This is a genomic window from Variovorax sp. EBFNA2, from assembly GCF_033802765.1.
Lineage (GTDB): Bacteria > Pseudomonadota > Gammaproteobacteria > Burkholderiales > Burkholderiaceae_C > Variovorax > Variovorax paradoxus_H.
In genome coordinates this window covers 6,086,823-6,098,245 of record NZ_CP138496.1, presented here as the reverse complement: position 1 = coordinate 6,098,245, position 11,423 = coordinate 6,086,823, and the positions used below count along the sequence as shown (strand labels likewise).

General features: G+C 67.3%; 14 protein-coding genes. 13 read left to right on the top strand and 1 reads right to left on the bottom strand.

Going from position 1 to position 11,423, the window contains the following annotated elements; all coding sequences use genetic code 11:
• Nucleotides 1–234: 234 nt before the first annotated feature.
• Nucleotides 235–561, top strand: a complete 327-nt coding sequence (locus RZE79_RS28715) for a metalloregulator ArsR/SmtB family transcription factor (protein ID WP_099793711.1) — start codon at nucleotides 235–237, stop codon at nucleotides 559–561.
• Nucleotides 562–598: 37 nt separating this feature from the next.
• Here RZE79_RS28715 and RZE79_RS28710 read toward each other — a convergent pair whose 3' ends face one another.
• Entirely contained in the window at nucleotides 599–1,012 is a 414-nt protein-coding gene (locus RZE79_RS28710; protein ID WP_319357836.1) for a DsrE family protein, read from the bottom strand.
• A gap of 156 nt (nucleotides 1,013–1,168) precedes the next feature.
• Here RZE79_RS28710 and RZE79_RS28705 point away from each other — a divergent pair, with 156 nt between their 5' ends.
• The 12 genes from RZE79_RS28705 to msrA all read left to right on the top strand — a co-directional run bounded on the left by RZE79_RS28705 (nucleotide 1,169) and on the right by msrA (nucleotide 11,330).
• A complete protein-coding gene (locus tag RZE79_RS28705) occupies nucleotides 1,169–2,083 on the top strand; it encodes an MBL fold metallo-hydrolase (RefSeq protein ID WP_319357835.1) in 915 nt (304 codons plus the stop codon).
• The gene (locus RZE79_RS28700; RefSeq protein WP_319357834.1) at nucleotides 2,080–2,553 is read left to right on the top strand and encodes a hypothetical protein; all 474 of its coding nucleotides are present in this window, start codon (nucleotides 2,080–2,082) and stop codon (nucleotides 2,551–2,553) included. Before RZE79_RS28705 ends, RZE79_RS28700 begins: the two co-directional genes overlap by 4 nt.
• Nucleotides 2,554–2,697: 144 nt before the next feature.
• A complete protein-coding gene (locus tag RZE79_RS28695) occupies nucleotides 2,698–3,015 on the top strand; it encodes a c-type cytochrome (protein WP_101491419.1) in 318 nt (105 codons plus the stop codon).
• A gap of 19 nt (nucleotides 3,016–3,034) precedes the next feature.
• Nucleotides 3,035–4,399, top strand: a complete 1,365-nt coding sequence (soxC, locus tag RZE79_RS28690; RefSeq protein WP_319357833.1) for a sulfite dehydrogenase — start codon at nucleotides 3,035–3,037, stop codon at nucleotides 4,397–4,399.
• The gene (locus RZE79_RS28685; protein WP_319357832.1) at nucleotides 4,383–5,444 is read left to right on the top strand and encodes a c-type cytochrome; all 1,062 of its coding nucleotides are present in this window, start codon (nucleotides 4,383–4,385) and stop codon (nucleotides 5,442–5,444) included. Before soxC ends, RZE79_RS28685 begins: the two co-directional genes overlap by 17 nt.
• A gap of 19 nt (nucleotides 5,445–5,463) precedes the next feature.
• Nucleotides 5,464–5,922, top strand: coding sequence for a thiosulfate oxidation carrier protein SoxY (soxY, locus tag RZE79_RS28680; protein WP_095950317.1), 459 nt, complete (start codon nucleotides 5,464–5,466; stop codon nucleotides 5,920–5,922).
• 47 nt (nucleotides 5,923–5,969) lie between these two features.
• A complete protein-coding gene (gene soxZ / locus RZE79_RS28675; RefSeq protein ID WP_172438442.1) occupies nucleotides 5,970–6,281 on the top strand; it encodes a thiosulfate oxidation carrier complex protein SoxZ in 312 nt (103 codons plus the stop codon).
• Nucleotides 6,282–6,363: 82 nt separating this feature from the next.
• Nucleotides 6,364–7,167, top strand: a complete 804-nt coding sequence (gene soxA, locus RZE79_RS28670) for a sulfur oxidation c-type cytochrome SoxA (RefSeq protein ID WP_101491416.1) — start codon at nucleotides 6,364–6,366, stop codon at nucleotides 7,165–7,167.
• Between the two features lie 12 nt (nucleotides 7,168–7,179).
• A complete protein-coding gene (soxX, locus tag RZE79_RS28665; protein WP_319357831.1) occupies nucleotides 7,180–7,833 on the top strand; it encodes a sulfur oxidation c-type cytochrome SoxX in 654 nt (217 codons plus the stop codon).
• A 19-nt stretch (nucleotides 7,834–7,852) separates the two neighbouring features.
• Nucleotides 7,853–9,577, top strand: a complete 1,725-nt coding sequence (soxB, locus tag RZE79_RS28660; protein ID WP_319357830.1) for a thiosulfohydrolase SoxB — start codon at nucleotides 7,853–7,855, stop codon at nucleotides 9,575–9,577.
• A 41-nt stretch (nucleotides 9,578–9,618) separates the two neighbouring features.
• Nucleotides 9,619–10,734: a YeeE/YedE family protein gene (locus tag RZE79_RS28655; protein ID WP_319357829.1), complete on the top strand. Its 1,116-nt coding sequence runs from the start codon at nucleotides 9,619–9,621 to the stop codon at nucleotides 10,732–10,734.
• Between the two features lie 92 nt (nucleotides 10,735–10,826).
• A complete protein-coding gene (gene msrA / locus RZE79_RS28650; RefSeq protein ID WP_319357828.1) occupies nucleotides 10,827–11,330 on the top strand; it encodes a peptide-methionine (S)-S-oxide reductase MsrA in 504 nt (167 codons plus the stop codon).
• The last annotated feature ends 93 nt before the right edge of the window (nucleotides 11,331–11,423 follow it).

The window sequence follows — 11,423 nt, the reverse complement described above, 5'->3', positions numbered from 1 at the left end:
GAACGAAGTCGAGAACGACGTGGCAATGGCCTCGATAGGGCAGGGCTATCTTTTGCAGCGCGTGCATGCGGGGTGCTCCGGTGGTGGCGCGGGGACATCCCCGCATCCCGAAGACGGGCAGCCCGTCGCGTTTGTGACGCGCCGCCGCTGCGCAATCGCCATACGGCCGCCGGGACATCGCTCGCCGTGCCAAGGGCCGATGTACATTGCGACCTGCGCATGAACCTATTCAGCATGGCCACCAAACCCCGCAAGAAGTCCTCGGCTGTCACCGAGGATGAGGTCTTCGACATTGCCGCCGACCTGTTCCGGGCCATGGCTGCGCCCATGCGGCTGAAGATCGTGAGCCTGCTGTGCAACGGCGAGAAGAACGTGAGCGAGCTGCTCGCGCAGATCGACACCACGCAGCCCAACATGTCGCAGCACCTGAACACGCTCTACCAGGCGGGCGTGCTCGCACGACGCCGCGACGGCGTGAGCATCTACTACAGCATCGCGAACGAAACCGTGGTGGCGCTGTGCCGCAGCATCTGCGTGCAGATCGCCATCGAGCAGGAATAAGAAGAGAAGAAGGCCGGCGTCAGCCGGCTTTCTGGCCTCAGGGCTTCAGGTAGACGTAGCCTTCGTTCGCCTGCAGTCGCGCCACCTCGGCCACGCCCGAGGGCACCACCTTGGTTTCCATCAGCAGCTTGCCCGCGTCGATGTTGCGCGAGGTCAGCGTGTTGTTGCACACCTTGAACTCCACGCCGCGTCCGGCCAGTGCGCTCACCGGACCACTGAACTCGCGACCCTTGCTGTCCTTCGCGTCGGTCAGCAGAAAGTCGATGCCGGGGCCGTGCGTGACCACGACGATCTTCGCCTTCGGCTCCGCGTTCAGGTGGTTCGTGATGTTCGCGAGGATGGCTGCGCTGCTCTCCACGCCGGTGTTCACGTGGTAGACCACCTTGGTCTCCTGTGCGCCCGCGAACGTGGCGACCATGGCGAGCAGGAAGGCAATGAATGCGTGTCTCATGGGGAAACCCTCTGGCTGTTGTCGTTGCCCGCAAAATATCATCTTCTGCTTATATTTACAGCCGGGCAAGCCCGCGGCCCTCGCCGCCCAGCCCGCAGGAGACGACCTACGATGTTCCCGTGCCGGCCCACCGCCGTTCGCGCGAAGGCGCTGTTGATGTGCGCTGCGCTCTGGCTGAGCGCGAGTGCCGCAGTCGCCGCTCCCGAGATCCGCCCGCTGCCCGTGGCGCCCGACATCTACTACGTGCAGGGCATCCCCGCGCTGGGCTCGAAGGACAACCAGAACTTCATCTCCAACGCCGGCTTCGTCGTCACGCGCGACAGCGTCGTGATGATCGACGCGCTCGGCTCGCCCGCCGTCGCCGAGCGCATGGTGGCCGAGATCCGCAAGCTCGCGCCCAAGCCGATCAGCCACGTCATCCTCACGCACTACCACGCCGACCACATCTACGGCCTGCAGGTGTTCAAGGCGCTGGGCGCGCAGATCGTGGCGCACACGCGGGGCAAGACCTACCTCACGTCCGACACCGCACGGTTGCGGCTCGAGGCCTCGCGCCAGGAGCTCGCGCCATGGATCGACGAGCGCACGCGGCTGGTGCCGGCCGATGTGTGGATCGACGGCCGCACCGAGCTCACCATCGGCGGCACCCGCTTCGTGATCCAGCCCGCGGGCCCCGCGCACACGCCCGAAGACCTCGCCATCTTTTTGCCGCAGCAGAAGGTGCTGTTCACCGGCGACATCGTGTTCCGCAACCGCACGCCCTACGTGGGATCGGCCGACAGCCGGCACTGGATCACATCGCTCGATGCGCTGCTTGCGCTCGACGCGCGCACCATCGTGCCGGGCCACGGACCCGCGTCGGACGACCCGGCGCAAGACCTGCGGCAGACACGCGACTACCTCGTCTTCCTGCGCGGCGCGATGCAGAAGGCCGCGACCGAGATGACACCGTTCGACGAGGCCTACGCCGCCACCGACTGGTCACGCTTCGAGGCCTGGCCGTTGTTCAAGGTGGCCAACCGCATGAACGCCTACAACACCTACCTGCTGCTGGAGCAGGAGGCGCGATGAACAGCGGCGACCGCACGCGCCGGCAGCTCGTCGCGGGTCTTGCCGCGTGGTGCGTGGCACCGACGGTTGTGCATGCGGCTGATGTGCAGTTGCCCGCGCCCGCCTCGCTGGCCGACGCACTCGCCGCAGCGCTGGCCCGCTCGCAACCGCTGGTCGTCATGGCCAGCCTGCAGGGCTGCCCCTTCTGCAAGATCGTGCGCGCGCACTACCTCGTGCCCGAACTCGCCGCGGGCCTGCCGGTGGTGCAGATCGACTTTCGCGACCTACGCAGCGTGCGCGATTTCGACGGTTCAGCGCGCACGCACGATGCGCTCATCAAGGCGTGGAAAGTCACCGTCGCACCGACGGTGCTCTTCTTCGGCCGCAACGGCCGCGAGGTCGCCGAGCGGCTGACCGGCGGCGACTCGGACTTCTACGGCGCTTACCTCGAAGCACGCCTGCAGCACGCACGCACCGCCGTCCGCAGCTGACGTGGCGCAGCGAGAAACCGCACGGGTTTCCCCCAAGGCCGAAGCCCTTCCCTTGTGCACGATCGTCCCTAAAATCAATACATAACGATTTACTTATTTAACGATGAAACCAGCCGCTTCGGGGCGCGTTTCAAGGAGACCGATTTGAAGTTGCTGTTGCCGTCGCTCGCCGTTGCTGTCACCGCCCTGCTGCTGTCGACGCCGGCCCTTGCCAACAAGGAGCTGGCCCAGAAGAACGCCTGCCTCGCCTGCCACGCGGTCGACAAGAAGCTGGTCGGCCCCGCCTACCTCGACGTGGCGAAAAAGTACACCGGCCAGGCCGATGCGCTCGCCGTGCTCACCGCGAGCATCCAGAAGGGCAGCACCGGCAAGTGGGGCGCCGTGCCCATGCCCGCGCAGCCTGCGATGAGCGAGGCCGATGCCAAGGCGCTGGCCGCCTGGGTGTTGGGCGGCGCCAAGTAAGGCGCACGGACGCGACGCCATGAGCGGCAGCATCCAGCAGACCGGGCAGGTGCGCAAGGCGCCCGAGAATTTTCTCGACGCGCAGGGCGTGCGTGCCGTCTTCGCCGAAGCCGGCAAGGGGCGGCGCGACTTCATTCGCAACGCGTTCGCAGCGGCCGTTGCAGGCACGGCGGCCACATCGTCGGCGCTCGCGCAAACGCGCACCGCAGTGGGCGATGGCGACCCCGCCATATTGAATCTGCCCGCGCACAGCACGGGTCTCGGCCAGCCGGTGGTCACCGATGGCTACGGCAAGCCTTCCAAATACGAAGCCAATGTGCAGCGCCGCCAGAGCCCGGGGCTCACGCCGACCGCGCAGGCCTCGGTGTCGTTCGCGCCGCTGCAGTCGCTGTTCGGCATCGTCACGCCCAGCGGCCTGCACTTCGAGCGGCACCACCAGGGCTGGTGGGACATCGATCCGTCGAAGCACCGCCTCATGGTCAACGGCATGGTGAAGACGCCGAAGGTCTTCACGCTCGACGAGCTGATGCGGCTGCCGTCGGTGTCGCGCTTTCACTTCATCGAGTGCGGCGCCAACACCGGCATGGAGTGGGGCAACGTTGCGGTGCCCACGGCCCAGTACACGCACGGCATGCTGTCGTGCAGCGAGTTCACCGGCGTGCCGCTGATCACGCTGCTCGAGATGGCGGGCGCCGACCTCAAAGGCGAGCGCTTCGTGCTCGCCGAAGGCGCCGACGGTTCGTCGATGACGCGCACCATTCCCATGAGCCTCATCCGCTCGGGCGACGTGCTCGTGGCCTACGGCCAGAACGGCGAGATGCTGCGGCCCGAGCAGGGCTACCCGCTGCGGCTCGTGGTGCCCGGCGTGCAGGGCGTGAGCTGGGTCAAGTACCTGCGCCGCATCGAACTCGGCGACCAGCCCTACGGCGCCAAGGACGAGACCGTGCACTACGTCGACCTCATGCCCGACGGCCAGCACCGCCAGTACACCAGCATCCAGGAATGCAAGAGCGTCGTGACCACGCCCTCGGGCGGTCAGATGCTGCTCGACAAGGGCTTCTACAACATCACCGGCCTCGCGTGGTCGGGCCGCGGCTCGGTGAAGCGCGTGGACGTGAGCGTGGACGGCGGGCGCAACTGGCGCACCGCGCGGCTCGAATCGCCCGTGCTCTCGAAGTGCCTCACGCGCTTCAACATCGACTGGGTGTGGGACGGCACGCCCGCGATCATCCAGAGCCGCGCGATGGACGACACCGGCTACGTGCAGCCCAGCTACAAGCAACTGCGCGCGGTGCGCGGCACGCGCTCGATCTATCACAACAACGCCATCCAGTCGTGGCAGGTGCAGGCGAACGGGGAGGTGGCGAATGTCCAGCTTTCCTAAGCGCGCGGTGCTGTTGCTCGTTCTCGCTTGCGGCGTCGGCGCTGCGGCATGGGCACAACCCAAGACGGCAGGCTACGCTGGCATCGGCCGCGACGCCACGCCCAAGGAAGTGGCCGCGTGGGACATCGACGTGCGCCCCGACTTCAAGGGCCTGCCGCCCGGCTCGGGCTCCGTCACGCGCGGGCAAGACCTGTGGGAAGGCAAGTGCGCTTCGTGCCACGGCGTGTTCGGCGAATCGAACCAGGTGTTCAGCCCGATCGTCGGCGGCACCACCGCAGAAGACATCAAGAGCGGCCACGTCGCGCGCCTGAAAGACCCGGCGTTCCCCGGCCGCACCACGCTGATGAAGGTCACGAGCCTGTCGACCGTGTGGGACTACGTGTACCGCGCCATGCCGTGGAACCAGCCCAAGTCGCTGACGCCGGACGACGTGTATGCCGTCACCGCCTACATGCTGAACCTCGGCGGCATCGTGCCCGACGACTTCACGCTGTCCGACAAGAACATCCGCGAGGTGCAGGCCCGCATGCCCAACCGCAACGGCGGCACCACCGCGCACGCGATGTGGCCCGGCAACGAACTCGGCCGCGCCGCCAAGCCCGATGTGTCGGCCGTGGCCTGCATGCGCGACTGCGTGCCGGCGGCGTCGTCGGTCGCGCAACTGCCGCCGCATGCGCGCGGCAGCCACGGCAACCTCGCCGACCAGAACCGGCTGGTGGGCGCGCAGCGCGGCATCGCCACCGCCACTGCCGCGACCGCCGCTGCCGTGAAGACCAACGCACCCGCTGCAGCAGCACCGAAGGTGCCCGTCGCCTTGCTCGAGAAGAACAGCTGTACCGCCTGCCACGGCATGACGCAGAAGCTCGTCGGCCCCGCCTTCTCGGACATCGCGAAAAAGTACCCCGGCCAGACCGACCACCTGCTGCAGAAGATCAAGGCAGGCAGCACCGGTGTCTGGGGGGCGATCCCGATGCCGCCGCAGACCCTCGGCGACGATGATGCCAAGGCCATCGCCCGCTGGCTCGCCGACAGCACCGGACCATGATTCGACAGGAGACAACCCCATGAAAAACCGCAGACAGATGCTCACGCAGTCCGCCGCCCTCGCAGGCCTGGCGGCCACCGCCGGCTGGCTTCCCGCCACCGCGTTCGCGTACTCCAAAGACGCCTTCGACGCCAAGAGCGTGGCCGACGCGCTCAAGGCCGTCGGCGTGACCGGCGCGCCCACCGAGAGCAAGGACGTCACCATCACCGGCCCCGACATCGCCGAGAACGGCGCCGTGGTGCCGCTCAGCGTGGCCACCGCCTTGCCCGGCGTGAAGCAGCTCATGCTGCTGGTCGAGAAGAACCCCAACGCCGTGGTCGCGATCTTCAATACCTCGGAGTTCGTCGAATCGAACTTCACCACGCGCGCCAAGCTGGGCCAGTCGTCCGACGTTTACGCGATCGCGGTCATGAACGACGGCAAGGCGCTCTTCGCCAAGAAGGAAGTCAAGGTCACGCTCGGCGGCTGCGGCGGCTGAGCGACGGACTTCACACACAAGAACACGACGAGAAGAAGGAGACCACCATGGCAGATCCCATGCGCATCCGCGCCCAGGCCGCGGGCGACAAGACGACCGTGCGCATCCTCATGGCGCACGAAATGGAAACCGGCCAGCGCAAGGACGCCGCCGGCAAGACGATTCCCGCCTGGTTCATCCAGGAGGTCACGGCCTCGCTCAACGGCAAGACCGTGCTCACGGCCGACTGGGGCCCGGCGGTGTCGAAGAACCCCTTCATGCAGTTCACGCTGAAGGGCGCGAAGGCCGGCGACAAGATCGCCGTGACCTGGAAGGACAACCGCGGCGACACTCGCACCGACGAAGCCACCGTCAGCTGACGCTTTCTTCGACCACGCGGGCTATCGATTGATCGATCGCTCGCGTGTTGTTGTGTTCCCCACGAGAAAAAAAGGCGGCCCCATGAGGACAACCACATGCCTGAGCCTGCTGGTGCTGGCCGGCAGCATCGCGCTGCCCGCCGCGGCGCAGAAGACCACGGCCGAAGGCATCGCCGAGTACCGCGCGCTGCTGCAGGACGGCAACCCCGCCGAACTGTTCGAAGCCAAGGGCGAAGACCTCTGGAAACAGAAGCGCGGGCCCAAGGCCGCGTCGATGGAGAAGTGCGACCTCGGCAAGGGCCCGGGCGTGGTGAAGGGTGCGTTCGCCGAACTGCCGCGCTACTTTCCCGACACCGGCCGCGTGCAGGACATGGAGTCGCGTTTGCTCACCTGCATGGAAACCTTGCAGGGCTTCGACGCCGCCGCCATCGCCAAGACGCCGTTCGGCCAGGGCGAGCAGAAGAACCTCGAGGGGCTGGTGGCGTGGATCTCGGCCGAATCGAAAGGCCTGCCGCTGAACCTGCCGCAGTCGCACGCGAGCGAACGCCGAGCGTATGAAGTGGGCAAGCGCCTGTTCTTCCTGCGCGCGGGCCCGCACGACTTTGCGTGCGCCACCTGCCACGGCGCCGACGGCAAGCGCATCCGTTTGCAAGATCTGCCCAACCTCACGAAGAACCCTGGCGCGGGCGAAGGCTTCGGTGCCTGGCCGGCCTACCGCGTGTCGTCGGGCGAGCTGTGGGGCATGCAGCGCCGTCTCAACGACTGCTTCCGCCAGCAGCGCTTTCCGTACCCGGGCTACGCCAGCGACGTGACCGTGGCGCTGGCCGTGTACATGGGCGTCAACGGCAAGGGCGGCAAGACCACCGCGCCCGGCATCAAGCGCTGAAGGAGCCACGCCATGAAGTCTGATCATTTCTTCGGCCTGGCCGCCGTGGCCTGCGCGCTCACCGTGTTCGGTTGCGCGTCCGTCGACAGCGCCGCCGAGCTCGACAAGCTCACCGCCGACGCGCTGCAGCGCTCCTTCCGCGACCAGGGCATCGCCAAGGTCGACCGCCTCGTGCAAGACCCGGCCAACCTCGCGTGCAGCGAAGCCGAGGCCAACGGCAAGCCGCTGGACGACCAGCGCACCAAGGAGATCGAGGCCGCCAACATGAAGACCGTGCGCTGGCCTTCTGACGGCAAGTTCGTCGGCGACTGGCGCGAGGGCGAGAAGATCGCGCAGAACGGCCGCGGCCTCACCTGGACCGACGCCGCGAATGCGGCCAACGGCGGCAATTGCTACAACTGCCACCAGATGTCGAAGGAAGAAATCTCCTTCGGCACGCTCGGCCCGAGCCTGTACCACTACGGCAAGCTGCGCGGCGTGAGCGACCCGGCCAGCGCTGCTTCCAAGCCCATCGTCGAATACACCTGGGGCAAGCTGTGGAACGCGCGCGCCTACAACGCCTGCTCGAACATGCCGCGCGTCGGCCATTCCGGCATCCTCAACGAGAAGCAGATCCGCGACGTGATGGGCTTGCTGCTCGACCCCCAGTCTCCCGTCAACCGCTGAGCGTTCGGCTTTCTTCTTCATGAACCTTTCCAAGCGCGAGTTCGTCCAGATGCTCGGTGCCGGCGCTGTCGCCGGCCTGGGCGTGAGCCGCCACGGCAGCAGCGTGGCTGCCGGCCTCGACGGCATGTACACCGTGCCGGCCTTCGGCAACGTGTCGATGCTGCACATGACCGACTGCCACGCGCAGCTCAAGCCGCTGTACTTCCGCGAACCGGGCGTCAACATCGGCATCGGCCCCATGCGCGGCAAGGTGCCGCACCTCGTGGGCGAGCACCTGCTGAAAGCCGCCGGCGTGAAGCCCGGCACGCGCATGGCGCACGCGCTCACCTACCTCGACTTCGACAACGCCGCGCAGCGCTACGGCAAGGTGGGCGGCTTCGCGCACCTGGCCACGCTGGTCAAGCAGCTCAAGGCCAGCCGCCCCGGCGCGCTGCTGCTCGACGGCGGCGACACCTGGCAGGGCTCGGCCACCTCGCTGTGGACCGATGCACAGGACATGGTCGACGCCTGCAAGCTGCTCGGCGTCGACGTGATGACCGGTCACTGGGAGTTCACCTACGGCATGGCGCGGGTGCAGCAGATCATCGAAAAAGACTTTGCGGGCAAGGTCGAGTTCGTGGCGCAGAACGTCAAGACCGCCGACTTCGGCGACCCGGTGTTCAAGCCCTATGTGATGCGCGAGATCAACGGCGTGCCCTGCGCCATCGTCGGCCAGGCCTTTCCCTACACGCCCATCGCCAACCCGCGCTACATGGTGGCCGACTGGACCTTCGGCATCCAGGACGACAACCTGCAGCGCGTGGTGAACGAGGCGCGCGGCAAGGGCGCGCAGGTGGTGGTGGTGCTGTCGCACAACGGGATGGACGTCGACCTCAAGATGGCCAGCCGCGTCACCGGCATCGACGCCATCTTGGGCGGCCACACGCACGACGGCACGCCCATGCCCACACTGGTGAGCAACGCGGGCGGCAAGACCATCGTGGTCAACGGCGGCTCCAACGGCAAGTTCCTCGGCGTGATCGACTTCGACGTCAAGGGCAAGAAGGTGAGCGACTTCCGCTACCGCCTGCTGCCCGTGTTCTCCGACCTGATTCCGGCCGACAAGGAGATGGACGCGCTCATCACCCGCGTGCGCGCGCCCTACGAGGCCAAGCTTGCTGAAACCCTCGCGCACACCGACGGCGCGCTGTACCGGCGTGGCAACTTCAACGGCACCGGCGACCAGCTGCTGCTCGACGCGCTCATGGAAGTCCAAGACGCGCCCATCGCCTTCTCGCCCGGCTTCCGCTGGGGCACCTCGCTGCTGCCCGGCCAGGCGATCACGCGCGAGTGGCTCATGGACATGACGGCCACCACCTACTCGTACGCCACCGTCACGCAGATGACCGGCGAGACGCTGAAGACCGTGCTCGAAGACGTGTGCGACAACCTCTTCAACCCCGACCCCTACTACCAGCAGGGCGGCGACATGGTGCGCGTGGGCGGGCTGCAGTACACCTGCGACCCGACGGCCGCCATGGGCCAGCGCATCCAGGACATGCGCCTGGGCGGCAAGCCCATCGACGGCAGCCGCAGCTACAAGGTCGCGGGCTGGGCGCCCGTGAGCGAAGAGGCGCGCACCGCCGGCAACAAGCCGGTGTGGGAAGTCATCGAGCCGTGGCTGAAATCGCGCAAGGTCGTGACCACGCGCCGGCTCGACGAACCCGTGCTGAAGAACATCGCACCGAACCCAGGCCTGGCCTGAATCGAGCGCCCCGCATGTGGGGCGCTCCCTAGAATCGGGGCATGTCCATCGAGCAGGTTTCCCTTCTCACCACGCTCGCGCTCGTGGCGGCCTTCGTGCTGTCGGCGGTGTTCGGCGCCGTCGCGCGCGCCACGCGCTTTTGCACCATGGGTGCGATCAGCGACGTGGTGGCGCTCGGCGACTGGACCCGCGTGAAGCAATGGGCCGCGGCCGGCGGCGTCGCGCTCATCGGCTTCTCGGCGCTCGTGTCCGCGGGGCTCGTCGATGCCGACCGCACGCTCTACGCCTCGCACCAGATCCTCTGGCTCTCGGCGCTGGTCGGCGGCCTGCTGTTCGGCGTCGGCATGGTGCTGTCTTCGGGCTGCGGCAACAAGACGCTGGTGCGCCTGGGCGGCGGCAACCTCAAGGCGCTGGTGGTGCTGGTGCTCATGGGCGTGTCGGCCTTCGCCACGCTGAAGGGCATCACCGCGGTGCTGCGTGTTGCGACTGTCGATGCGGTGCATGTGGACCTGGCCGTGAATGCATCATTGCCTGACGTGCTGGCCGCCTCCTTCCAACTCAACGCAGCGTCGCTGCGCCTCGCGCTCGGCCTCGTGCTCGGCGGCGCGCTGCTCGTGTGGGCCGCGTGGGGCCGCGAGACGCGCGACGTGCGCAGCCTTGTCGGCGGCATGCTGATCGGCGCGCTGGTCGTCGGCGCGTGGTGGCTCAGCGGCCATTGGGCGGTGGTCGAGGAGCATCCGCTCACGCTCGAGCATGTGTTCCTCGCCACCAACTCCGGCCGCGCCGAAGCGCTGAGCTTCGTCACGCCGGTGGCCTACGCGCTCGACTGGCTCATGTTCTACAGCGACGTCAACAAGCGGCTCACGCTCGGCATCGTGTCGGTCGCAGGCGTGGTGGTCGGCGCTGCACTGCATGCGCTGTGGTCGCGCGAATTCCGCTGGGAAGGTTTCGGCGGCACCGGTGATCTTGCCCATCACGCGACGGGCGCCGTGCTCATGGGCATCGGCGGCGTCACGGCCATGGGCTGCACCATCGGGCAGGGCCTGAGTGCGTTGTCGACGCTGAGCATCGCGAGCGTGCCGGCCATCGCGGGCATCGTGGCCGGTGCGGTGGTCAGCCTGAAGTACCAGGCGTGGCAGCTCGAACGGAGTGCTTGACGCACGCCAAGTTGCCCCCATCTCTTGTCTTGTTCCGACACGCCCCATCCGGAACCCTGTGTGCAAAGCGCGGGCAACCACTGGAGAAATAGATGACTCACCACGACACTGCAATCCTGGCCGGCGGCTGCTTCTGGGGGATGCAGGATCTCATCCGCAAGATGCCGGGCGTGGTTTCTACCCGGGTCGGGTACAGCGGCGGCGATGTACCCAACGCCACGTACCGCAACCACGGCACCCACGCGGAAGCCATTGAAATCGTGTTCGACCCCGCGGTCCTGAGCTATCGGAAATTGCTGGAATTCTTCTTCCAGATCCATGACCCCACGACCCCCAACCGCCAGGGCAATGACCGGGGCGCCTCCTACCGCTCTGGCATCTACTACACCTCGCCCGAACAGTTGCAGGTGGCGCAGGACACCATCGCCGACGTGAATGCTTCGGGGCTGTGGCCGGGCACGGTGACGAGCGAAGTCAAGGCGGCGGGCCCCTTCTGGCAGGCCGAGCCGGAACACCAGGACTACCTGGAGCACTACCCGGGCGGCTATACCTGCCACTTCGCACGTCCCGACTGGCGCTTGCCGGGATCGGCATAAGCAGCACCCGCTGACATCGACAGCCCGTAGAGGGCGGCCCCCGCGTGGGCGCGCGGCAGCCCGGTCTGCGCGCTGCCGGTGTAACCCTTTGGA

Excerpts from the sequence above, each read along its gene's own strand:
- RZE79_RS28715 (WP_099793711.1), top strand. The coding sequence starts at position 235 with ATGGCCACCAAACCCCGCAAGAAGTCCTCGGCTGTCACCGAGGATGAG.
- RZE79_RS28710 (WP_319357836.1), bottom strand. The coding sequence starts at position 1,012 with ATGAGACACGCATTCATTGCCTTCCTGCTCGCCATGGTCGCCACGTTC.
- RZE79_RS28705 (WP_319357835.1), top strand. The coding sequence starts at position 1,169 with ATGTGCGCTGCGCTCTGGCTGAGCGCGAGTGCCGCAGTCGCCGCTCCC.
- RZE79_RS28700 (WP_319357834.1), top strand. The coding sequence starts at position 2,080 with ATGAACAGCGGCGACCGCACGCGCCGGCAGCTCGTCGCGGGTCTTGCC.
- soxC (WP_319357833.1), top strand. The coding sequence starts at position 3,035 with ATGAGCGGCAGCATCCAGCAGACCGGGCAGGTGCGCAAGGCGCCCGAG.
- RZE79_RS28685 (WP_319357832.1), top strand. The coding sequence starts at position 4,383 with ATGTCCAGCTTTCCTAAGCGCGCGGTGCTGTTGCTCGTTCTCGCTTGC.
- soxY (WP_095950317.1), top strand. The coding sequence starts at position 5,464 with ATGAAAAACCGCAGACAGATGCTCACGCAGTCCGCCGCCCTCGCAGGC.
- soxZ (WP_172438442.1), top strand. The coding sequence starts at position 5,970 with ATGGCAGATCCCATGCGCATCCGCGCCCAGGCCGCGGGCGACAAGACG.
- soxA (WP_101491416.1), top strand. The coding sequence starts at position 6,364 with ATGAGGACAACCACATGCCTGAGCCTGCTGGTGCTGGCCGGCAGCATC.
- soxX (WP_319357831.1), top strand. The coding sequence starts at position 7,180 with ATGAAGTCTGATCATTTCTTCGGCCTGGCCGCCGTGGCCTGCGCGCTC.
- soxB (WP_319357830.1), top strand. The coding sequence starts at position 7,853 with ATGAACCTTTCCAAGCGCGAGTTCGTCCAGATGCTCGGTGCCGGCGCT.
- RZE79_RS28655 (WP_319357829.1), top strand. The coding sequence starts at position 9,619 with ATGTCCATCGAGCAGGTTTCCCTTCTCACCACGCTCGCGCTCGTGGCG.
- msrA (WP_319357828.1), top strand. The coding sequence starts at position 10,827 with ATGACTCACCACGACACTGCAATCCTGGCCGGCGGCTGCTTCTGGGGG.